This window comes from Aeromonas sp. 604282 (genome assembly GCF_049170575.1).
Classification (GTDB): domain Bacteria; phylum Pseudomonadota; class Gammaproteobacteria; order Enterobacterales; family Aeromonadaceae; genus Aeromonas; species Aeromonas veronii_A.
The window spans coordinates 1-22,103 of record NZ_JAAKMV010000010.1; the positions used below are offsets into that span (position 1 = coordinate 1).

Consider the following 22,103-nt stretch of genomic DNA (forward strand, 5'->3'; position numbering starts at 1 on the left):
ATACCAACGATTTCCACTTCTTCACCAACTTTAACGATACCGCGCTCTACACGACCGGTTACTACAGTACCACGGCCAGCGATAGAGAATACGTCTTCGATAGGCATCAGGAACGGCTGGTCAATCGCACGCTCCGGCTCCGGAATGTAGCTGTCCAGGTGGCCAGCCAGTTCCAGGATCTTCTCTTCCCACTGAGCTTCGCCTTCCAGCGCTTTCAGTGCAGAACCACGGACTACCGGCAGGTCATCACCCGGGAAGTCGTACTCGGACAGCAGTTCACGAACTTCCATCTCGACCAGTTCCAGCAGCTCTTCGTCATCTACCATGTCACACTTGTTCATGAACACGATGATGTACGGAACGCCTACCTGACGACCCAGCAGGATGTGCTCACGAGTCTGCGGCATCGGGCCGTCAGTCGCTGCTACCACCAGGATCGCGCCGTCCATCTGGGCAGCACCGGTGATCATGTTTTTAACGTAGTCGGCGTGACCCGGGCAGTCTACGTGTGCGTAGTGACGGGTAGCGGTGTCGTATTCTACGTGGGAGGTGTTGATGGTGATACCACGCTCACGCTCTTCCGGTGCCTTGTCGATCTGGTCGAAGGCGAAAGCTTTACCACCGAAGTGCTTGGCCAGCACGTTGGTGATAGCTGCAGTCAGGGTGGTTTTACCGTGGTCAACGTGGCCGATGGTACCCACGTTAACGTGCGGTTTATTACGCTCAAATTTTTCTTTAGACATGATCGTCCCTCTAAACTAACGCTGAGTACGCGGTGGCAAGCTAACCACAGAACAGTTTATATGATGGATTTGAATCTGGTGGGAAAGAGAGAGGTACTGATGGCTGGTTCGCTTGCCGAACTCACCCTAGGGTGCGGCTCTGCTAACGCCTGAGCCATATCAGCATCTTGGAGCGGGCAGCGGGAATCGAACCCGCATCATCAGCTTGGAAGGCTGAGGTAATAGCCATTATACGATGCCCGCATTTCTCTAACCCAAAGAACTCAAACCGCAGAGAAATATGGTGGAGGGAGAAGGATTCGAACCTTCGAAGGCAGAGCCGTCAGATTTACAGTCTGATCCCTTTGGCCGCTCGGGAACCCCTCCAGATGCCAGATTGTCACAGCGGTAATTCTGCTTGCACCCACTGTTTTTATCGCTTTTGCACGGCAAATAGACGACAGACATCCAAGCGTCGCGCATTTTATTGTAAGGATTTGGGGGATGCAACCATTGAACCTGGCAAAATACGCTTTATTGCTGGGAAGTTTGCAAAAAAAGCGGCTGGAAATCAGCCAATCCTGCTGCGTCCCTTGTCGCTCCCCCACCCTTGGTGTATGGTCGCCGTGCCCAAGAAACAGTGATGACACCATGACGACAGAGCATAACCCCTATCTGCAATTCACCCGCGAACAATGGGCGTTATTGCGCGATTCGGTCCCCCTGACCCTGACCGAACACGATCTGCAGACCCTGCGCGGGATCAACGAGAAGGTGTCATTGCGGGAAGTGGAAGAGATCTATCTGCCTCTCTCCCGCCTGCTCAATCTCTATGTCAAAGCCAAACAGCGTCGCAGCCGGGTGCTGGAGCAGTTCCTCGGCCAGTCCCGCGGCAAGGGCACTTATATCATCAGCATTGCCGGCAGCGTGGCGGGGGGCAAAAGTACCACGGCCCGTATTCTGCAGGCCTTGCTGGAGCGCTGGCCGGAACATCCGCGGGTGGAGCTGGTCACCACCGACGGCTTCCTCTATCCCAACAAGGTACTGGAAGAGCGCGGCCTGATGCGCCGCAAGGGGTTCCCGGAATCCTACGACATCCGCCATCTGGTGGAGTTTGTCGCCAATATCCGCGCCGGTCACGAGAAGGTCGAAGCGCCGGTTTACTCCCACCTTATCTACGACATCATTCCCGATGAGAAGAAGGTGGTGGAGCAGCCGGACATCCTGATCCTGGAAGGGCTCAATGTGCTGCAAAGCGGCATGGACTACCCTCAGGAGCCCCATCGGGTCTTCGTGTCGGACTTCGTCGACTTCTCCATCTATGTGGATGCCGATGCCGAACTGCTGCGTACCTGGTATATCGAACGCTTCCTGAAATTCCGCAGCGGCGCCTTCTCGGATCCCGACTCCTACTTCCATAACTACGCCAAGCTGGCGGAGAGTGAGGCGACCCAGATCGCCAACAACATCTGGCAAGATATCAACTATCTGAATTTGCAAGAAAATATCCTGCCAACGCGTGAGCGTGCCAACCTGATCATGACCAAGGGCCATGAGCACGCCATCGAACAGATCAAGCTGCGTAAATGATGACTGCAGTTGCCGGATAACGAAGAGGGGGCCCGCGGGCCCCCTCTTCTTGTTTGGCATCATGAGCGGCCTTGCTGACCCTCAGTCGCCCCGGCGCAGGGAGAGTTCGCCCCCGAGATAGAATTTGATCCCTTCAGCTGTCTCCAGTCGCAGGGCGCCGCGATCGTCGATGCCACGGGCGATGCCGCGGATCTCCTGATCTCCCATCAGCAGGCGCACCGGGCGACCGGCAAAGTGATCGAGCCGATTCCACTCATCGACAAAGCTTGCCAACCCCTGTTGCTCAAAGGTGTGCAGCGCCCGCTGCAGATGGACGATCATCCGGGCCGCCAACTGATTGCGATCGACTAGCTCGGGATTGATGTGGCGCAACTCGGCCCAGGCCTGATCGATCTTCTCACCTTCGCGGGCAGGCATCGCCAGATTGAGACCGATGCCGATCACCAGATGACAGCTGGCCCCGGCGCTACCACTCATCTCTACCAGAATGCCCGCCAGCTTGCGGCCCTGATAGTAGAGGTCATTCGGCCACTTGAGCTCGACCCCCTGATAACCAAGGGACTCCAGCGCTTCAACCACTGCCACGCCGACCGCCAGACTCAGCCCCATGGCCGCCGCCATGCCTTGTTCGAGTCGCCAGTACATGCTGAGGATCAGCTGGCAACCAAACGGCGAAATCCAGGGTTTGCCACGACGACCGCGCCCGGCTGTCTGACACTCGGCCAGACAGCTCTCGCCAGAGCGCAGCTCATTGACCCGATCCAGCAGGTGTTGATTGGTCGAGCCAATGACCGGAAAACAGTGCACCGGTGCCATCGGGGCCAGTGCCTGCAAGGTAGCCTGATCATAGAGCGCCATCGGCACCGCCAACCGGTAGCCCTTGCCGGTCAGGCTAAAGAGATCCAACCCCAGCTCCTTGAGCGCCGCCATGTGTTTGCTCACCGCCGCCCGGCTGATGCCGAGCTGCTCACCCAGCTGTTCGCCGGAGTGAAACTGGCCGTCGCTAAGCAGGGTGATCAGGGTCTGTCTGATGGGAGTCAACGTCATGAGAGCACCTCGTCGAGCCAGGTTTCACCATGCGCCCCCATAAAGCGCACCTCGTGCTCCAGCACCACGCCAAACGTCTGCTCCACGCTGTCGCGGACATGAGCCGCCAGCGCGATCAGCTCCATGGCACTGGCGCCCCCCAGATTGACCAGCACCAGCGCCTGCTCCTGATGAACAGCGGCACGGCCAATGGCGAAACCTTTCAAACCGCACTGATCGATGAGCCAGCCCGCCGCCAGCTTGGCCTGCCCTTCTCCAGCCGGATAGCAGGGCATCTGCGGATAGCGCTCCTTGAGCGACTCCGCCAGCGCCGCAGGCACCACCGGATTTTTGAAGAAACTGCCCGCATTGCCGAGCACGGCGGGATCCGGCAGTTTGGCCATGCGGGTGGCACAGACGGTATCGAAGATGGCCTGCGCAGAAGGTGTGTCACCGAGCGCTGCCAGCGGGCCATAGCCCAGCACCGGCTGCCACGCCTTGGGCAGTTTGAGCCCGACGGCGGTGATCAGGTGGGAATCCTGATACTCGTGCTTGAAGATGCTGTCGCGATAACCGAAACGGCACTCTGCCGCCGCGATCCGTTCAATCTCGCCACTCTGCCAGTTGAACGCCTCGACATAGGCGCAGAAGTCGGCCAGCTCAACGCCATACGCACCGATGTTCTGCACCGGCGCTGCACCGACCGTACCGGGAATGAGCGCCAGATTCTCCAGCCCGAACCAGCCCTGTTGCAAGGTATGGCGCACCAGCTGATGCCAATCTTCACCGGCCGCCACATGGAGCAACCAGTGATCGCCACCATCTTCAGCGGTAATCCCCTTGAGCCGGTTGAGCACCACCAGACCGAGAAAATCGGTGGTGAAGAGCATGTTGCTGCCGCCGCCCAGATTGAGGCGCGGCAGCTGGTTGAGCTGCGGATCGGCACGCAGGGTCGCCAGATCGGCAACCTGCTCCACCTCGGCCAGCCAGAGGCAGTACGCATCGAGGGCAAGGGTGTTGAGCTTCAACAAGGAGGCGTTGGCATTCAGTTTCATCGGTCTATCCCGGCTTGGTGCAAGGGCGCAGTCTACCTCAAGTTACCCCATGACGAAAAACCCGAGCCCTTTTCGGGGGAATAGCAGTGGTTTAGAGTAGGCGACTTCAACTGCTGAGGAATAACTCATGAACAACCAGTTTGCCGTCATCGGCCTGGGCCTGTTTGGCAGCGCGCTGTGCGAAGAGCTGCAACGGCAAGATGCCGAAGTACTGGCCATCGATATCGACGAGAGCAAGACCCGGCAAATCGCCGCCCTCTGCAATCACGTCATCGTGGCCGACGCCACCGACGAGGCCACCGTGGCCGAACTGGGACTGGCCAATTTCGATATCGTCTTCGTTGCCATCGGTGACAACCTGGAGACCAGCATCCTCACCACCCTCGTCTTGAAAGAGGCGGGCGTGAAGAAGGTGTGGGTCAAGGCGCGCGACAAGTTCCACGCCAAGATCCTGCAGAAAGTGGGCGCCGACAAGGTGATCAACCCGGAGTGGGACATGGGCCGCCGGGTCGCCCAGAGCATGCTGGACAACCGGCTGTTCGACTATCTGGAGCTGGGCCACGACATGGTGCTGACCGAGTTCGTGATTGGCCTGCAACAGAACGGCCGGGAACTAGGCGACTTCCATCTGCTGCAACAGAGCGATTTCCAGCTGCTCGCCATCAAGCGTGGTGACGTGCTGCACAACGTGCTGACCGGCAAGATGGAGCTGCAACTGGGCGACATCCTGATCCTGGCGGGCAACAAGCACGCCATCGACCACTGGCTCGAAACCCTATGATCAACTGGCGCAGCAGCTACGCCTTCGCCCTCCATCGGGAGCAGGACTCTCGCTGGAGCGAAGCCCGGCTGATCCTCGGCAGCTTTCTGATCATTCTGCTGATTGGCACCATCTTTCTGGTGCAACCCTCCAGCCACAATGGCGAGGTTACCTTCGTCAACGCCCTGTTTACCGCCACCTCGGCCATCAGCGTGACAGGTCTTGGCGTGGTGGATACAGGCACCGCCTTCACCCTGCAGGGGCAGATTTTTCTGTTGATGCTGATGGAGATCGGCGGTCTGGGCCAGATGACCATGACCCTGCTGCTGATCGCCATCTTCAGCAAGCGGGTCGGTCTGCGCCAGCAGGTACTGGCCAAGGAGGCGCTGGGACAGGAGGGCTCGGTCAACATCATTCAACTGGTCAAACGTATCGTGCTGTTCGCCTTTATCGCCCAACTGATCGGTACCGGCATCATGGCGATCCGCTGGGTGCCCGAGATGGGGTGGGTGCACGGCCTCTATGTCAGCTTCTTCCACGCAGTATCGGCCTTCAACAACGCCGGGTTTTCGCTGTTTGCCAACAATCTCATGGACTATAGAGACGACCCCATCATCAGCCTGACCATCGCCGGTCTGCTGATCCTGGGGGGGATCGGCTTTACCGTCATCGTCGATCTGGTGCGCAACCGCCGCTGGCGCAAGCTGAAGCTGCACAGCAAGTTGATGCTGCTGATGACCCCGGCGCTGCTGCTGGCCGGTACCCTGATGTTCTGGCTGCTGGAACACAACAACCCCGGCACCCTCGGCAAGGCCGGTGTCGGTGGCCAGCTGCTGGCTGCCTTCTTCCAGTCTGCCAGCGCCCGTACCGCCGGTTTCAATACCATAGATATCGGGCTGATGACCCCGGCGGCGCTGCTGTTCCTGATGATGCTGATGTTTATCGGTGCCGGTGCCACCTCCACCGGTGGTGGTATCAAAGTCACCACCTTCGCAGTCGTGCTGCTGGCGACCAAAGCATTTCTGACCAAACGGCCCCATGTCACAGCTTTTGGCCGCACCCTGTCGCCCCAGATCGTGACCCGCTCGCTGGCCATCATCATCGTCAGCACCATGGTGCTGATGCTGGCGATGTTCCTGCTGATGGTGACCGAGGATCTGCCGTTCGACAAAATCATGTTCGAGACCATCTCGGCATTTGCCACTGTCGGCCTCTCCACCGGCATCACCGCCTCCCTGAGCGAGCCGGGCAAGCTGATCCTGGTGCTGGTGATGATCTGCGGCCGTCTCGGCCCCCTGACCCTGGCCTTTATGCTGGCCCGCCCGGTCGAGACCCGCATCCGTTATCCGGAAGAGAACGTCTATACCGGCTGACCGGTTATGAAAACGGGGCAGCCACTGGCTGCCCCGTTTTTTATTCGGCTTGTTGCTGCGCCTTGAGCCAGCGCCCCGGGCTCACCCCCAGCTCCCGCTCGAATGCCCGACCAAAGGCAACACTGCTGCTGTACCCCGCCCCCAGCGCCACCTGCACCATGGGCTCCCCCGTCAACAGTTGCTGGCAGGCGCGCGCCATGCGCCAGTGGGTCAGATAACCAAGCGGCGCTTGACCGACCCGCTCCTGAAACTTCGCGGCAAAGCGGGCCCGCGACATGCCGGCCTCCCGCGCCAGCGTGGCCACCGTCCAGGGTTCATCCCCACGCTGATGCATCACCGAGATCGCCTTGGCCAACTGGGGATCGGAAATACCTGCCAGCATCCCCTGCTGACACACCCCTTGCTCGACCAGATGACGCAGCAGCAGGATCAACAGTACCTCCAGCAAGCGGGAGATCAGCGGATCCTGCCCGTAGCGGGGGTGAAACGCCTCGTCAAACAGCTGACTCAGCACCGGCGTCAGGGCAGGCAACTCACGTAGCGGCAGCACCAGCGAGCCCGGTAATGCCAGCTGCAACGGCGATGCGCCCCCCTTGCCGAATGCGACATTGGCACACACCAAATCACAACCCCCCAACGTTCTGGGTTCAAGCTTGTGAGGACGTCCCCGAGGGAACAGGATCAGAGTCGGCTCCTCGAGCAGCAAGCTGGCGCCCCCCTCTTCACGCAGCATGACGGCGCCGCTACGCAGCAGATGAAGATGTCCGCCGCTCGGGTAATCATCACTGGAGGAGTTCTGGCACAGGTTGCCGGCGAAGAAGATCTTGGCTTCGGGGGAGGCATGAACCAACAAGGCAGAGAGCGGATCCATATTTGAGACGAATAGTATTTATTTGCAGACGATGAGTGATAAACCGTATCACGAATGACGGCACACTGTCTCCCTTACCTTCACTACCACAGGAGAAGATCATGAGCCGTATCCAACCCGTATCCCAGCCGCAACCCGCAGCCGCCCAGACCCTGGTCACCCTGCAACGCAATCTGGGCATGGTGCCCAACCTCTACGCTACCCTGGCCCACTCGCCAGCCCTGCTCAATGGCTTCCTGGGCTTTGCCGAGGCGCTTGGCAAAGGGCGCCTCACTGCCTCACAACGGGAGTTGCTGGCACTGGCCATAGGTCAAGCCAACGCCTGCCAATACTGTTTGTCTGCCCACACACTACTGGCGGGCAAGGCCGGATTCTCGGCCCAGGAGATCCGGGCAGCCCGACTCGGCCAGGCCTCAGCTCCCCTTGATCACGCCCTGCTGCAACTGGCAACGGCACTGGTCAACCAACGCGGGGTCATCAGTGACGAGCAGCTTGCTAGCGCCCGGGCCGCAGGCGTAGATGACGAGCTGCTGCTGGAGGTGCTCGGCCAGGTGGTGGTCAATACCCTGACCAACTATGGCAACCACCTGGCAGCGACCGAGATCGACTTCCCGCCCGTCACTCTGACCCCTTAAACAAGGAGCCCCCCCATGCAGCAACATGACAAAGGCTTTCTGGTCGCCCTGGCGGGCGTGGTATTGACCCTGCTCTGGATCGGCGTCTTCAAGTTTACCCCGACCGAGGCAGCCGCCATCAAACCACTGGTAGCCAGCCACCCCTTGATGAGCTGGCTCTATGGCCCCCTGTCGGAACAGAGCGCATCGAACCTGATCGGGGTGGTCGAGATAGTGATCGCCATCGGGCTGGTCGTGGGTCTGTGGCAACCTCGCATCGGTTACTGGTGCAGCATGGGGGCTATCGTCACCTTCCTGGCGACGCTGAGCTTCCTGCTGACCCTGACAGGTGTCTGGAAAGTGGTTGATGGCGTGCCAGTCACCGAGTTCTTCCTGTTCAAGGATCTGGTGTTTCTCGGTGTGGTTCTGCACTACCAGCACAGGATCCGTGCCAGCTTGTCCACTCAGGCAGCCTGACAACAATGCCTTTGGCGCCCAGGATGGGCGCCTTTTTTCGTTATGCCGCCCTGGTCTGGCGCTTGCTGGCCGTCTTGCGCGGTCGGGGCCCGCCAGTCGTGCTGGCCGCCGGACTCTTGCGCCTGGTAAAACGCCGCTTGCCGGCACCCGGCGCCTCCTTGGGCAGGGCGCTGAAGCTGGCGCCGGAGTCCTGCCGCGCCCCCTCGATCAGGCCGTTGAGCTGCTCGGTGAGCGGCCCCATAAACTGCTGGTAGCTGCCGTGACGCTCGGCGATCTGGCCTAGGCTCTGCTCCCACAGCGCAGTCATATCCGGCGTGGTGGCGGTGGAAGGCAACGCCTGAACCAGCGCCCGCCCGGTCGGGGTCGCCTTGATGCTCTTGCCCTGACGCACCAGAAAGCGGCGCTTGAACAACAGGTCGATAATGCCTGCTCGGGTCGCTTCGGTGCCGAGGCCATCGGTGTCGCGCAGGGTCTTGCGGATCTCGGGATCCTGCACATAGCGGGCGATGCCGGTCATGGCCGCCAGCAGGGTGGCATCGGTGAACGACTTGGGCGGCTGGGTCATCTTCTCTTGCAGTTCGCCCCGCTCACAGAGCAGTTGCTCTCCCTCCTTCAGCGCGGGTAGCGTGCCCGCCTTCTCTTCGTCGTCATCCTCCTCCACCCCGAGCAGCGCCTTCCAGCCCGCTTTGAGAATGCGCCGTGCCTTGGCCTGAAACAGACCACCGGCGATGCGCAGCAGCACCTTGCTGTCGTTGTATTCGAACGGAGGATAAAACTGCAGCAAGTACTGGCGGGCAATCAGGCCATAGAGCTTCGCCTCGTCGGCCCCCAGCGTACCGGGGTTGCCCTGCTTCTCGGTGGGGATGATGGCGTGGTGGGCATCCACCTTGCTGTCGTTCCACGCCTTGCTGCGGATCTTGCCGTCTGCCTCGCTCACCGCCTTGGCCAGCGTAGGCGCTGTGGCGGCGATGGCACCGCGCACCTGCTCGGCCCGCTTGAAATGGTCGGTCGGCAGATAGCGGCTGTCGGAGCGCGGGTAGGTGATGAGCTTGTGGCGCTCGTAGAGGCTCTGGCAGATGTCGAGCACTCGCTTGGCATCCATGCCGAAGCGCTTGGCGGCATCGATCTGCAGGCTGGAGAGGTTGTAGGGCAGCGGCGCCGCCTGCTTGCGGGCCTGCTCCTCCACCGATTCGACCTGAGCGGGCTGGCCGTTGATCCGGCTCACCACCTTGCCGGCCAGCGCCCAGTTGAGCACCCGCCCCTCCTCATCTTGCCATGGCAGACAGGCTTCCGATGGCAGCCACTTGGCGGTGAAGAGCTCGTTGCCGTCGGTCAGCAGATGGGCCAGCACCTCGTAGAAGGGTTTGGGCACGAAGGCCTCGATCTCGAGATCCCGCCGCACCACCAGCCCCAGCAGCGGGGTCTGCACCCGACCGACCGAGAGCAGCTCGCTGCAACCGGCCTTGCGCCCGAGCAGGGTGTAGGCGCGGGTCATGTTGATGCCATAGAGCCAGTCGGCCCGACTGCGGGCCAGCGCCGAGACCGCCAGCGGCACGAACTCCTTGTTATCCCTCAGCTTCTCGAGGGCGCGGCGCACCGCGGGCGGGTTGAGATCGCTGATGAGGCAGCGCTGCACCGGCTTGGTCTTCGGGTAGCCGAGAAAGTCGATCACCTCATCCACCAGCAACTGCCCTTCCCGGTCCGGGTCACCGGCGTTGACCACGCAATCCGCCTGTTTGATCAGCCGCTTGATGACGGTGAGCTGGGTTTTGGTCTTGGGCTTGGCCACCAGCTGCCACTGGGCGGGGACGATGGGGAGATGCTCCATCCGCCACTGCTTGAAGGCGGCGTCATAGGCATCGGGCTCGGCCTGCTCCAGCAGATGGCCGATGCACCAGGTGACCACATCCCCCTGGGCTGTTTCGATAAAACCGTCGCCCTTCTTGTGGGGCTTGGGCAGGGCATCGGCAATGGCGCGGCCCAGCGTGGGCTTCTCGGCGATAAAGAGTCGCATCGGTGGCTACCTGCAATACTGTATATGCAGACAGTATACAACCGCCACTGCGAAAGCCCAACTGCCCCTACTCGTCGAACGGATGATCGTGGATGGCGGCAAACAGCCGCGCCTGATTGAGCAGCGGTGCATAGTGGAAGGCATTCTCGCCATCTTCCGCCAGCAGGTAGTCGGTCAACTGTTCGCGCACCGCCTCTTGCAGGGTCTCCAGCTTCCACGGCTTGGCGAGGTAGTAGTGCAACCCGCCGCGATTGACCGCTTCGACGGTGGCCTCCAGCCCCGCTTGTCCGGTCAGCAGCAATTTGCGGCTGGCACGGGTGGTGGCACGCCGGTTCAGCTCCACCAGAAAATCGACCCCCAGGGTTCCCGGCATGATGTGGTCACAGAGGATCAGCGCCAGCTTGTTGCCGTCGCGCTCCCACTCCTCCACCACCGCTCGCGCCTCATCGACGCTCTCGGCGGCTTCCAGTTCGAAGTGGGAACGGAACGGGGCGAGATCGTGGATCACCGCATCCAGCACCTCCCGCTCATCGTCCACACACAGGATCAGATAGTGTTTGTTCATTGCTCCTCCTTGGCGACATGGTTTGGCACGCCGCGCGATTGATGCTGGCGACGGCTCAGGCCGCATGCTCCTTGTTGTGATGAGGTTCGCCCCCGTAACCGGCCTGCCCCATGCCATCCAGCGGCAGACAGACCCGCATCCGGGTGTAATGGCCCGGTTCGGAGGCCACCTCAATCCGGCCGTGGTGCTGCTGCACTATCTGCAGCGAGACGCTCAGGCCAATGCCGAGACCGAAGTGCCCCTCCCGCTTGGTGGTGAAGTTGAGATCGAAGATCCGCTCCCACAGCTCGGGCTCGATGCCGCAGCCGTTATCCTCGATCTCTACCATGATCCACTCGGGATCCAGCAACCCGGTGCGGATGGTGAGTCGCCCCGGGCCGCTCATGGCATCCAGACTGTTGGCGATCAGGTTGGTCCACACCTGTTGCAGGGCGATAGGGTGACAGCGTACCAGCGGCAGCGGCTGGTACTCCTTGCAGAGCTCATGATGCTTGAGGCGGTTTTCGAAAATCATCAGGGTATCTTCCAGCCCCTCGTGCAGATCTACCAGCGAGGGTTCGGCCCGATCCTGCCGCGCATACTGCTTGAGGCTTTTGACCAGATCGCCGATGCGACGGGCGCACACCTCTATATTGCGCAGGAAGCTACCGGTCTGCTGGAACAGCTCCAGCCGGGAGAGCAGCGCCTCCCGCTCAGCGGCGGTGCGGCTGGCAAACCAGCGCTGCCAGTTCAGCTCGTCATCCAGATTCATCTGCACCGCCAGTCGTGCCTGCTGACGATCGCCAAAGCGCCCCTCCGCCTGCCGGGTCTTGTCACGGATCTCGCTGGTCGAGAGCGGCTGGGAGGAGAGCGCCTGACAGAGGGTCTGGTTGCCCAGCCCCTTGATGGGTGCTGGCAGCTCGAGATTGACCAGATCGGGGATGGCGGCCCGCAGGGTCTCGCTGCCACGGATAATGGCCGCCACCGGATTGTTCAGCTCGTGGGCGACACCGGCTACCAACTGACCCAGCATCGCCATTTTTTCGCTCTCCACTAGCTGGGCGTGAGCGGCATCGAGGGAGTTGAGGGTCTGTTGCAGCCGCATCTCGGTGCGGATGCTGTTTTGCAGACGGCGGTTGAAGTGGCGCAGCAGCAGGTTGGTAAAGGAGGGGAGCAGTTCGCTGCGCGCCTGCATCACCCGGGAGAATTGCAGCTTGTCGAGCTTGATCACCTCGGCACCGGTCAGAGTCACGCCGGTGGTGAAGGCGGGTTCGCCAGTCACAAAGGACATGCCCCCCACCAGCGAGCCGGTACGGTAGTGCACCACCTCCTGATCGATCCCCTGCTCGTCCCGCTTGCGCAGCACCACCTCCCCCTTGGCGATAAACCAGAGAAAGCTGTTGGGCTCCCCCTCGCGGGTCAGCACATGGCCCGGACTGTAGTGGCGGCAGACCCGCTCCTCGTCATTGCCCTCGAAAAACTGGTAGAGGCCGTCGATCACCACCCGCGACAGCTCTTCATCACTGCAGTGGGTGTAATCCATAAAACCCTGCCGATAGGCCGCCAACTGGCGATCGACGTGGACCCGCAGCAACTTCTGGTTGTCGAGCACGGCGGCATAGCTCAGCAGGTCAGCCTCGGGACGCTGCAATACAAAGTGGCTGGCCTGCTCGATCACCGCCCGGCGCAGGCTGCCATCGCGCCAGGGGCGTTGCAGGTAGTAGTCGAGACGACCGAGGTTGACCGCCTCGATGATCGATTTCATCTCCGGCTGGCTGCCCAACAGGATCTTGCGGCACGCCTCGTGGCGGCTGCCGAGGCGGATTAGAAAATCGGCCCCTCGCCCATCCCCCAGCTCGCTGTCACACACCACCACGGCGGGCGGCTGCCCCTTGCGGTCCAGCTCGTCGAGGGCCAGCTCCGCCGACTCCTGCCCGACCACCACCACCAGCGCAAAATGGCCGAGCAGCGGGTCCAGCTCCTGTTCGAATTCGGTCAGCAGCTGCACGTTGGCGGCGACACACAGCAGTGAGAAAGGGCTCATCGGCGACACTCCGTTGTGGCTCACTGTTCACTATATCAACGAATCTTGTGGGGTTTTGCGAGGGGGCTAACAGCTGCCAAGGAAAGTATCAAAAGCGGATAAATACAATAAAACAGAATTTAATTCGATATTATTGTCAATAACAGAACTATGAATTGAGTGTGACTTCCATCAAAAAATATAAACCATGATGGAGGTCAACGCCTTATCCCTATCATTACTACTACTATTGGACTAGTACTATGTAGGTAATTATTGACCGTAGGAAAACGCCGCCATGATTGGAAAACTGATAAGAAAAACCTGGTTCTGGCTCCTGCTGCTCGGGGCCCTGCTGGGTGTCGCGGCACTGGGTGTCACCGTGACCGTGCTGCACAAGACCAGCTCCACCGAATTCTGCGTCTCCTGCCACTCCATGCAGACACCGCTGGCCGAGTATCAGGGCAGTGTCCACTTCCAGAACACCAAGGGGATCCGTGCCGAGTGCGCCGACTGCCACATTCCCAATGAGCCAGCCTCCTACCTGTGGACCAAGATCCGTGCAGTGAAGGATATCTATCACGAGGCGATCGGCACCCTCGACACCCCTGAGAAATACGAGGCCCACAAGTTGCGTATGGCCCAGTCGGTCTGGGACGAGCTGAAAGCCAACGACTCCGCCACCTGCCGCAGCTGCCACAGCTACGAGGCGATGGACATTCTGGCCCAGCGCCCCAATGCCCGTGCCGAACACCCGGTCGCCATCAAGGAGGGCCAGACCTGTATCGACTGCCACCGCGGTGTCGCCCACATCATGCCAGACATGAGCGGCCTGGCTGCCGCCGGTGCCAGTGAGCTGGCGCAGGCTGCGGCCCAGACCCCGGCCAACATCACCACCCGTTACGCCATCGCTACCACCCCGCTGTTCCTCGATGCCGCAGCCAAGACCGACGAAGGCACCCTGATGCCCTCCACCAAGGTGGAAGTGCTGGCCAACGAAAACGGCCGCGCCAAGGTGCAGATCGAAGGCTGGCAACAGGATGGTGTGAGCGAAGTGTTCTACGCCGCACCGGGCAAACGGATCCTCAGCGTACTGGTCGGCGATGCCGCCAAGAAAGCGCTGGTCACCGGCCAGAGCGAAACCGACAGCGCCACCAACCTCACCTGGCATCAGGTCAAGCTGACCGCCTGGGTCGACCAGAGCCAGCTTATCGGCGATCAGGGTAAGCTGTGGCAATACGCCTCCACCCTGATGTCCAACAACTGTACCGGCTGCCACGGCCTCACCGCGCTGGATCACTTCAATGCCAACCAGTGGATCGGCGTCATCAAGGGGATGGAGTCTCGTACCTCCCTGACCCCGGAACAGGCTCGCATGTTGACCCAGTATGTCCAGAAACACGCCAGTGACATGAGCGCGGCCCACTAAGGCTGGCACAGAGGAAAACCGTTATGACTTTTTTCAATGACAAGAAGACCAATCTGTCCCGCCGCAACCTGCTCAAAGGGCTCGGCGCCTGCGCAGCCCTGCCCCTGCTCGGCGGCATTTTTCCCAAGAGTGCGCTGGCGCAAGCCATCAGCACCGCATTGAGCCAGTTCCCGACTCTGGTGCCCGCCCAGAAGGGCATTCTGACTGGTGCCCACTGGGGTGCGTTCGAGGCGATCGTCGAAGATGGCCGCATGGTGCGCGTCCAGCCGGTGGCCGATGATCCGGCGCCGAACGATCTCATCGACATGGCGCCGTTCCAGGTGCACGCCAAAAACCGCATCAAGTACCCCATGGTGCGCAAGAGCTGGCTGGAGCATGGTCCGGGCGCCAAGCCGGAGCTGCGCGGCGCCGACGAGTGGGTGCGAGTGAGCTGGGACAAAGCGATCGAACTGGTGGCCGGTGAAATCCAGCGCGTGCAGAGTGACTTCGGCCCACAGGCGATCCACGCCGGTTCCTACGGCTGGAAGAGTGTCGGCATGTTCCACAACAGCCGCACCCTGCTGCACCGCCTGATGAACCTCTCCGGCGGCTTCACCGGTTATGCCGGTGACTACTCCACCGGCGCGGCTCAGGTGATCATGTCCCACGTGATGGGCTCCATCGAGGTGTACGAGCAGCAGACCGCCTGGCCCAACGTGGTCGAGAACGCCGAACTGGTCGTTCTGTGGGGGGTCAACGCTCAGGTGACCCTGAAGAACAGCTGGAACATGCCGGATCACGAAGGTCAGGCCGGTTTCATGGCGCTGAAAGAGAAAGGCACCCGCGTCATCAGCATCGATCCCGTCTACAACGAGACCGCCAAGTTGGTCGGCGCCGAGTGGATTGCCCCGAACGCCTACACCGACGTGGCCATGATGCTGGGTGTCGCTCACACCCTCTACAGCGAGAAGAAGCACGATCAGGCCTTCCTCGATCGCTACACCGTCGGCTTCGACAAGTTCCTCGCATACCTGCTCGGCAAGGATGACGGTCAGCCGAAGAGTGCCGAGTGGGCGAGCACTGTCTGCGGCGTCGATGCCAAGGTGATTCGCCAGCTGGCCCTCGACATGGCCGCCAAGCGCACCATGATCATGGCCGGTTGGGGCATGCAGCGTCAGCAGCACGGCGAACAGCCGAACTGGATGCTGGTGACCCTGGCTTCCATGCTGGGCCAGATCGGCCTGCCGGGCGGCGGCTACGGCTTCAGCTACCACTACTCCTCCGGTGGCAGCCCCACCGCCAAAGGCGGCATTCTGGCCGGTATCTCCGCCGGCAACGCACCGAAGAATAGCCCGGCACCGATCCCGGTGGCCCGCATCGCCGACTGTCTCGCCAATCCGGGCAAGACCATCGACTTCAACGGCCGCAAGGTGACCTATCCGGACATCAAGCTGGTCTACGTGGCGGGCGGCAACCCCTTCCACCACCATCAGGACACCAACAACCTGCTGCTGGCGTGGCGCAAACCGCAGACCGTGATCGTTCACGAGCCTTACTGGACCGCTACCGCCAAGCACGCCGATATCGTGCTGCCGGTCACCACCAGCTACGAGCGCAATGATCTGGAGATGGGGGGCGACTACTCCCAGCGCTATGTGTTCCCGATGCACCAGTGCGTGCCGCCCCAGCACGAGTCCCGCAACGACTTCGACATCTTCAGCGCCATCGCCGCCAAGCTGGGTGTGCAGGAGCAGTACACCGAAGGGAAGGACGAGATGCTGTGGCTCAAGCAGATGTACGACGGCATGGCGGCGCAGGCCCGTGGTGCCCGGGTAGCGCTGCCGCCGTTCAACATGTTCTGGGAGTCCAACAACTACATCCGCTTACCGATCCCGGAGGCCAACCGCCAGTGGATCCGTCACGCCGATTTTCGCGAGAACCCGCTGCTCAACCCGCTCGGTACCCCATCCGGCAAGATCGAGATCTTCTCCAACACGGTAGCCGGGATGGGTTATGCCGACTGCGCCGGCCATCCCAAGTGGTATGAGCCCAAAGAGTGGGTGAAGAGCGAGGTGGCGGCGCGCTATCCGCTGTCGCTCAACACCTCCCACCCGACCCAGCGGCTGCACTCCCAGCTCGACAACACTCCGCTGCGGGACAAGTTCGCCATCGCCGACCGCGAGGCGATCATGATCCATCCGCTGGATGCCAAGGCTCGTGGTATCGCCCAGGGGGATCTGGTGCGTGCCTTCAACGAGCGCGGCCAGATCCTGGTGGGCGCCCTGCTCTCCGAAGATGTGCGCCAAGGGGTGGTGCGGATCTGCGAAGGGGCCTGGTACGACCCGGCCAAGCCGGGCGAAGCGGGCAGCATCTGCAAAAACGGCAACGTCAACTGCCTCACCTTCGACGAAGGCTCGTCCAGTCTGGCACAGGGCAACTGCGGCCACATGGCCCAGTTGCAGATCGAGAAGTACACAGGACCTGTGCTGGCCAACACCGCCCACGCGGTACCGGCCAACGGCTAAGGCGATTGCCACCCAATAAAAACGGCGCCATCAAGGCGCCGTTTCTTTATCTGTCTGCCAAAGAGCACACATAGTCCGGACAGATTTAAAAATCCCCCTCTTCCATATACTCCTGCGCGCACTCCACCAGCTGCGGCCACAGCTCTTCCGGCACCCAGGCGTCCGGGTCATCTTCATCGCCATCGTACTGACTCCAGAAGTAACGGCGCAGACCGGAAGCAAAGTCGTCGCTGATCTCCGCCAGCTCCGAGAGTGGCCCCAACCAGGCGATGCGGCGCAAGCCGGAGGCGAGATCGTTGATAGCATCCATCAGGGTGCGATCGTCAAAGCTCTGCTCCACCAGCAGGGTGAAGCGCTCACGCGCCTGTTCAGTCTGCTCCTCGTCCAGCTCGCCCACATCGGCCAGCAGATCGACATAATCTTCCAGCAGATAGGCAATCAGGCCATCCCGATCTTCAAACCACTGGATCTGGGCGCCCTTGACCCCCAGTACAGAGGCATCGAATGAATCGTCAAGATGGCACAGGGCCCACGGATCGTCGGTCATGGTTCTCTTCCTCAGGCTAAAACAAATGCCATATCTTATGCCTAGCTCTCGACCCTTGCCACCTTGGGCAACGAGAGGGAGGCGGCCAGCCCGCCCAGTTCGGCGCGGCCCATAATAAAGCTGCCTCGATAGGCTTCCGCCAGATCGGATACGATGTTGAGACCGAGACCGGAACCCGGCACCTTCTCGTCGAGCCGCACCCCGCGCAGCACCGCCTTGGCGATCTGATCCTCGCTCATGCCGGGGCCGTCATCCTCGATACGCAGGGTGATCCAGCCCCCCAGCTCGGCGCTGGAGATACGCAGCTCGCTGGCTGACCACTTGAAGGCGTTCTCCAGCAAATTGCCCACCATCTCGTCGAAATCCTGCTCCTCCACCCCGACCGCCAGATTGGCGGGCACCTGCAGATCCACCGTCTTGCCCGGATAGAGGCGGGAGAAGGCGCGGCAGATATACTCCACCCGCGCCCGCACCGGGGTCGAGACCCCGAGGATCTTGGCGGCGCCGGTCACCCGCGCCTTGCCGAGGTGATAGTCGATATGGCGCTGGATCTGGTCGAGTTGCTCGCCGATGGCGGCCTGATCCTCCGGCGGCAACTGTGTCACCTGATTGCGCATGATGCTGAGCGGCGTCTTGAGGGCGTGAGCAAGATTGCCGGTGTGGGCACGGGCCCGCTGCAGCAGCTCGCCGTAGTGGTGCAGCAGCCGGTTGATATCCTCCACCAGCGGCTGGATCTCCAGCGGATAGCGCAGCCGGAATCCCTCCTGATGACCCTCGTGAACCCGCCCCAGTTCACGGCGCAGCAGGTGCAGCGGCCGCAAACCGTAGACGATCTGGAACATGAAGCCGAGCACCAGACCGGCGGCGGCAAAACCGAGACCGAGGAATAGGCTGATGCGGGTTTTCTTCAGGGTCTGGATCAGGGTGCTGCTGTCCTTGGCCATCACCAGGGTAAAGACCCGATCCGAACCGGGCAACAGCACGGTACGGGTCATGATCAGCAGCGGCTCCTTGTTGGGTCCCTTGCCAAAAAAGAGGTCAGGATCGCCAAAGGCAGACTTGAGGCCATGGCTCACCAGATGGGTGTCCCAGAGGGAGCGGGAGCGGCCCACCACATTTTCCCCCAGTTCCAGCTGCCAGTAGTAGCCGGAGTAAGGTTGGCTGAAACGGGGATCGGCCATCGGTTCGATCACCACAGGCAGACCACTCTTCTCCACCTCCAACCGGGAGAGCAGATCATAGAGTTGCAGGCGCAAGCCGTCAGCCTCTGCCTCCTGCCAGTAGTTGCGCATCATGGTCTGCAGGCTGAAACCTGTAGCAAACAGAAACAGCCCGCACCACACCAGTGCAATGGCAAGCAGCCGCCCCCGCAGGGTTCGGACCAGCCTCATTCGTTGATCCGGTATCCGAGACCACGCACTGTCTCAATCAAGTCTGGATGGGTCTTCTTGCGGATCCGGCCGATGAACACCTCCACGGTGTTGGAGTCACGATCGAAATCCTGGGCATAGATGTGGTCGATCAGCTCGCTGCGCGATACCACCTTGCCCCTGTGCTGCATCAGATAACCCAGCACCCGGAACTCGTGGGCGGTCAGCTTGATGGGGGTCCCTTCGTACCACACCTGGGAGGCCGCCATATCGAGCCGCACCCCGCCAATCTCCAGAACGGAGCTGGCATTGCCGGCCGCCCGTCGCACCAGCGCATGGACCCGCGCCACCAACTCGGCCACCTGGAACGGCTTGGTGAGGTAGTCATCGGCACCGGCGTTTAGCCCCTCAATCTTCTCGTGCAGTTGGCCACGGGCGGTCAGCACCAGCACCGGCGTATCGATCCCCTTGCTGCGCCACTCCTTCAACACGCTCAGGCCATCGCGTCCAGGCAGGCCGAGGTCGAGAATGATGGCATCGTAGGGTTCGGTCTCGCCGAGAAAACCGGCCTCGTTGCCATCATGGCAGAGGTCGGTGACAAAGCCGGAGAGGCGCAACTGCTCAGCCAGCTGGCCGGCCAGGATTTTTTCATCTTCAACAATCAGAATTCGCATGAACAGATTTCCACTCTGGGGTTATTCATCATCCTCGATCGGAGAGACAGGCGGTTCGAACAGCCGCTCCAGGTGGTGGCCCTTGGCCCACACCAGCTCAAGGTTGTCGGCCCGATAGGCTACCTTGATCACGCTGTTTTCCCGATCGATGACGCGCAGTTCATAGAGCCAGGTACCATCCTCTTCTCCCAGATCCACCCGCAACACCCGTACCGGCAACCTGGCCGCCACCTCCATCATTTCATGGAAGGGCCGAACCCGTCCCTCATGGACAGCTTGCTGCAGCTGGGCTTCATCAGGCGTGACCGCCTGTGCCAGCACCGGCAGCAATAACCCGAGCAGAGGGAGCGCTCTATTCATGGATGATTCATCTCCAAAAACCTAACATAATGGCGTTTATAGTCTGCCAGCCATGAATCCGGAATGAATATGATCCCGCGCAGTTTCCTGCTGATCCTTTGCCTGTTGAGTGCCACAAGCTGGGCGGCACAGAGCCGTCTCGACATGGCCGGGCTGGTCAAACTCCTGCTGGCACAAGGGTATCACGACATTCGGGAAGTGGAGCTGGAAGGGGACAAATTCGAGGTCAAAACCCTCAATCGCCAGGATCAGACGGTATATCTCATCATTGATGCCTACACAGGCGAGATCAAACAACAAGAGGCCAATTAAGCCTCTTTTGCGTTCCAGCATCCCCGCATGGGGCGCAGCAGCTTCTCCCGCCTCGGCCAGAGCAGAGCGCAGGCCAGCAGCAGGTAGATGAGGGGCTCCCCCCAACCGCTCTTGAGCGACCACCAGTAGTGCACCGGCACCAGCAGGGCGATGGCATAGACCCAGTTGTGTAGCTTCTGCCATGCTGCGCCCATTCTGCGCTGCAATGCGGGCAGCGAGGTGATGCTGAGGGCGGCCAGCAGCAGCAGGGCCACCATCCCCACCACTATGTAGCTGCGCTTGACCAGCTCGCCGCCAATCAAGCCCCAGTCAAACTGCAGATCCAGCCCCAGCCACGCCATGAAGTGGAGCAACGCCCAAGCAAAACACCAGAGCCCGAGGGGGCGGCGCAGCTTGATGAGCGGCCCCTGCCGCCAGCGCTTGGCCAGCGGTGACACCAGCAGGGTGAGCAGCAGCAGGTTGAGCGCCCCCTTGCCGAGGTAGTGGATAAGCTCGGGCACCGGATCGCCCCCCAGCAGACCTGCCGGAATGGCAAAAACCAGCCAGAGCAGGAAGCCGAGGGAGCCCAGATGCACCAGCGCCCGCAAGCCGCTGACATGGGCCGGTTTCAATCTCAGTACCATTGGCGCAGATCCATCCCCTGATAGAGCGAGGCGACTTCGTCACCATAGCCGTTGAACATCAGGGTCGGCTGACGCTTGGCGCCAAACACTCCACCCTCGCCGATAAAGCGCTCGCTGGCCTGACTCCAGCGCGGGTGATCCACCTGCGGGTTGACGTTGGCGTAGAAGCCATATTCGTTAGGAGCCAGCAGGTTCCAGGTGGTCGGAGGCATCTCCTCTACCAGCCGGATCGAGACGATGCTCTTGATGCTCTTGAAGCCGTACTTCCACGGCACCACCAACCGGATCGGCGCGCCATTCTGGGCGGGCAGGGTCTTGCCATAGAGCCCCATAGCCAGGAAAGAAAGAGGGTGCATCGCCTCGTCGATACGCAGCCCCTCCACATAGGGGTACTCGATGCCGCCCCCCAGACTGGAGTCCTGCCCCGGCAGCTGTTTCGGGTCAAACAGGGTCTCGAAGGCGACAAACTTGGCGCGACTGGTGGGCTCAGCGCGGCGGATGATCTCTGCCAGCGAGATGCCATTCCAGGGCAGTACCATGGACCAGGCTTCAACACAGCGCAGCCGGTAGATCCGCTCCTCCAGCTCGCTCTTGTTGATGAGATCCCACACATCGAGGGTAAAGGGCTTGGCCACCTCCCCCTCCACCTTGAGGGTCCAGGGTTCGGGCTTGAGGTAATGTGCGTTGCGAGCCGGGTCGGACTTGTCGGTGCCGAGCTCATAGAAGTTGTTGTAACTGGTTGCCTTCTCTTCCGGTGTCAGCACCAGATTGGCCGGGCGCTCCGCAGGCTTGCAGTTGAGCGGCTGGGTGGCTAATTGGGGAGCATCCTCTTTACCGCGCAGCAGATCGAGTACTCCGGCCTGAGTGGGAAACACCAGGGTGGCCGCCCCCAGACCCAGCCCCTTGAGAATGAGGCGGCGGTCCTGATAGACGGCTTCCGGGGTGACATCCTGTTCGGTGAGGGGGTGGGCGGTACGACGCTTGATCAACATGAAAAACTCCCGGGGCTGAGTGAGGCACTATGGATAAGACCCGCCCCGGCAGATTTTTATTTCACACAAGATTACATTATGTGGTGCAGAGGCAGCGCCTTGGCCATATTTCCGACCAGAAACAGCACTACGAACACCAGTAGGGGAACGATCACATTGGGCGCCATCAGACTCACTCCATGAGCAGGACAGGGCCTCTAACTATGGTCGAGTGTCAGGCCGG

At 61.1% G+C, this 22,103-nt stretch carries 21 protein-coding genes and 2 tRNA genes; 8 read left to right on the forward strand and 15 right to left on the reverse strand.

The genetic code is table 11. The features are described 5' to 3' along the window. The 3 genes from G5367_RS12775 to G5367_RS12785 all read right to left on the reverse strand — a co-directional run. The coding region (locus tag G5367_RS12775) for an elongation factor Tu (RefSeq protein WP_421245175.1) at positions 1-743 on the reverse strand (743 nt) is incomplete at its 3' end. 168 nt (positions 744-911) lie between these two features. Next, positions 912-986: transfer RNA gene (locus tag G5367_RS12780), tRNA-Gly, on the reverse strand. 38 nt (positions 987-1,024) lie between these two features. Continuing rightward, positions 1,025-1,109, reverse strand: a tRNA-Tyr gene (locus G5367_RS12785). A 264-nt stretch (positions 1,110-1,373) separates the two neighbouring features. Between G5367_RS12785 and coaA the strand changes: the two genes are divergently transcribed. Beyond that, complete coding sequence (gene coaA, locus G5367_RS12790) at positions 1,374-2,312, forward strand: type I pantothenate kinase (RefSeq protein ID WP_362786036.1); 939 nt, start codon at positions 1,374-1,376, stop codon at positions 2,310-2,312. Positions 2,313-2,393: 81 nt separating this feature from the next. On the opposite strand, the gene birA is transcribed toward coaA, so the two are convergent. After that, a complete protein-coding gene (birA, locus tag G5367_RS12795; RefSeq protein ID WP_100647047.1) occupies positions 2,394-3,359 on the reverse strand; it encodes a bifunctional biotin--[acetyl-CoA-carboxylase] ligase/biotin operon repressor BirA in 966 nt (321 codons plus the stop codon). After that, on the reverse strand, positions 3,356-4,393 hold the full coding sequence (gene murB / locus G5367_RS12800; protein ID WP_421245174.1) for a UDP-N-acetylmuramate dehydrogenase: 1,038 nt from the start codon (positions 4,391-4,393) through the stop codon (positions 3,356-3,358). The genes birA and murB overlap by 4 nt, the downstream gene beginning before the upstream one ends. Positions 4,394-4,520: 127 nt before the next feature. On the opposite strand from murB, the gene G5367_RS12805 reads away from it, so the two are divergent. Then, a complete protein-coding gene (locus G5367_RS12805) occupies positions 4,521-5,174 on the forward strand; it encodes a potassium channel family protein (RefSeq protein ID WP_005339863.1) in 654 nt (217 codons plus the stop codon). Then, positions 5,171-6,526, forward strand: a complete 1,356-nt coding sequence (locus G5367_RS12810; protein WP_042082855.1) for a TrkH family potassium uptake protein — start codon at positions 5,171-5,173, stop codon at positions 6,524-6,526. The genes G5367_RS12805 and G5367_RS12810 overlap by 4 nt, the downstream gene beginning before the upstream one ends. 40 nt (positions 6,527-6,566) lie before the next feature. On the opposite strand, the gene G5367_RS12815 is transcribed toward G5367_RS12810, so the two are convergent. After that, positions 6,567-7,397 carry a cupin domain-containing protein gene (locus tag G5367_RS12815; RefSeq protein WP_421245173.1) on the reverse strand — a complete coding sequence of 277 codons (831 nt, stop codon included), beginning with the start codon at positions 7,395-7,397 and terminating at the stop codon, positions 6,567-6,569. Between the two features lie 101 nt (positions 7,398-7,498). Here G5367_RS12815 and G5367_RS12820 point away from each other — a divergent pair, with 101 nt between their 5' ends. Together G5367_RS12820 and G5367_RS12825 are read left to right on the forward strand one after the other, a co-directional pair. Further along, positions 7,499-8,032, forward strand: coding sequence for a carboxymuconolactone decarboxylase family protein (locus G5367_RS12820; protein WP_421245172.1), 534 nt, complete (start codon positions 7,499-7,501; stop codon positions 8,030-8,032). A 15-nt stretch (positions 8,033-8,047) separates the two neighbouring features. After that, the gene (locus tag G5367_RS12825) at positions 8,048-8,488 is read left to right on the forward strand and encodes a DUF417 family protein (RefSeq protein WP_421245171.1); all 441 of its coding nucleotides are present in this window, start codon (positions 8,048-8,050) and stop codon (positions 8,486-8,488) included. Between the two features lie 40 nt (positions 8,489-8,528). Here G5367_RS12825 and G5367_RS12830 read toward each other — a convergent pair whose 3' ends face one another. From G5367_RS12830 to G5367_RS12840, 3 genes are all read right to left on the reverse strand, one after another. Next, positions 8,529-10,502, reverse strand: coding sequence for a DNA topoisomerase III (locus G5367_RS12830; RefSeq protein WP_421245170.1), 1,974 nt, complete (start codon positions 10,500-10,502; stop codon positions 8,529-8,531). A 67-nt stretch (positions 10,503-10,569) separates the two neighbouring features. Next, on the reverse strand, positions 10,570-11,067 hold the full coding sequence (locus G5367_RS12835) for a response regulator (protein ID WP_042054822.1): 498 nt from the start codon (positions 11,065-11,067) through the stop codon (positions 10,570-10,572). Positions 11,068-11,122: 55 nt separating this feature from the next. Continuing rightward, positions 11,123-13,090: an ATP-binding protein gene (locus tag G5367_RS12840; RefSeq protein WP_421245169.1), complete on the reverse strand. Its 1,968-nt coding sequence runs from the start codon at positions 13,088-13,090 to the stop codon at positions 11,123-11,125. A gap of 277 nt (positions 13,091-13,367) precedes the next feature. Here G5367_RS12840 and G5367_RS12845 point away from each other — a divergent pair, with 277 nt between their 5' ends. Both G5367_RS12845 and torA read left to right on the forward strand, forming a co-directional pair. After that, complete coding sequence (locus G5367_RS12845) at positions 13,368-14,498, forward strand: NapC/NirT family cytochrome c (RefSeq protein ID WP_421245168.1); 1,131 nt, start codon at positions 13,368-13,370, stop codon at positions 14,496-14,498. A 23-nt stretch (positions 14,499-14,521) separates the two neighbouring features. Beyond that, positions 14,522-17,002: a trimethylamine-N-oxide reductase TorA gene (torA, locus tag G5367_RS12850; protein ID WP_337073303.1), complete on the forward strand. Its 2,481-nt coding sequence runs from the start codon at positions 14,522-14,524 to the stop codon at positions 17,000-17,002. An 85-nt stretch (positions 17,003-17,087) separates the two neighbouring features. Here torA and G5367_RS12855 read toward each other — a convergent pair whose 3' ends face one another. From G5367_RS12855 to G5367_RS12870, 4 genes are read right to left on the reverse strand one after another with little or no spacing between them, the layout of a single operon-like run. Next, complete coding sequence (locus tag G5367_RS12855; RefSeq protein ID WP_005341871.1) at positions 17,088-17,549, reverse strand: hypothetical protein; 462 nt, start codon at positions 17,547-17,549, stop codon at positions 17,088-17,090. Between the two features lie 41 nt (positions 17,550-17,590). Further along, positions 17,591-18,940 (reverse strand): sensor histidine kinase, encoded by a 1,350-nt coding sequence (locus G5367_RS12860; protein WP_421245167.1) that lies wholly within the window; start codon positions 18,938-18,940, stop codon positions 17,591-17,593. Beyond that, positions 18,937-19,593 (reverse strand): response regulator transcription factor, encoded by a 657-nt coding sequence (locus tag G5367_RS12865; protein WP_005341873.1) that lies wholly within the window; start codon positions 19,591-19,593, stop codon positions 18,937-18,939. The genes G5367_RS12860 and G5367_RS12865 overlap by 4 nt, the downstream gene beginning before the upstream one ends. 21 nt (positions 19,594-19,614) lie before the next feature. Further along, positions 19,615-19,953 carry a PepSY domain-containing protein gene (locus tag G5367_RS12870; protein WP_421245095.1) on the reverse strand — a complete coding sequence of 113 codons (339 nt, stop codon included), beginning with the start codon at positions 19,951-19,953 and terminating at the stop codon, positions 19,615-19,617. A 63-nt stretch (positions 19,954-20,016) separates the two neighbouring features. Between G5367_RS12870 and G5367_RS12875 the strand changes: the two genes are divergently transcribed. Further along, the gene (locus tag G5367_RS12875; RefSeq protein WP_421245094.1) at positions 20,017-20,265 is read left to right on the forward strand and encodes a PepSY domain-containing protein; all 249 of its coding nucleotides are present in this window, start codon (positions 20,017-20,019) and stop codon (positions 20,263-20,265) included. Here the strand turns inward: G5367_RS12875 and msrQ are convergent. Continuing rightward, positions 20,262-20,888, reverse strand: a complete 627-nt coding sequence (msrQ, locus tag G5367_RS12880) for a protein-methionine-sulfoxide reductase heme-binding subunit MsrQ (RefSeq protein ID WP_005341878.1) — start codon at positions 20,886-20,888, stop codon at positions 20,262-20,264. The two genes, G5367_RS12875 and msrQ, sit on opposite strands and share 4 nt — an antisense overlap. After that, entirely contained in the window at positions 20,879-21,880 is a 1,002-nt protein-coding gene (gene msrP, locus G5367_RS12885) for a protein-methionine-sulfoxide reductase catalytic subunit MsrP (RefSeq protein ID WP_421245093.1), read from the reverse strand. The genes msrQ and msrP overlap by 10 nt, the downstream gene beginning before the upstream one ends. Positions 21,881-22,103 lie beyond the last annotated feature (223 nt).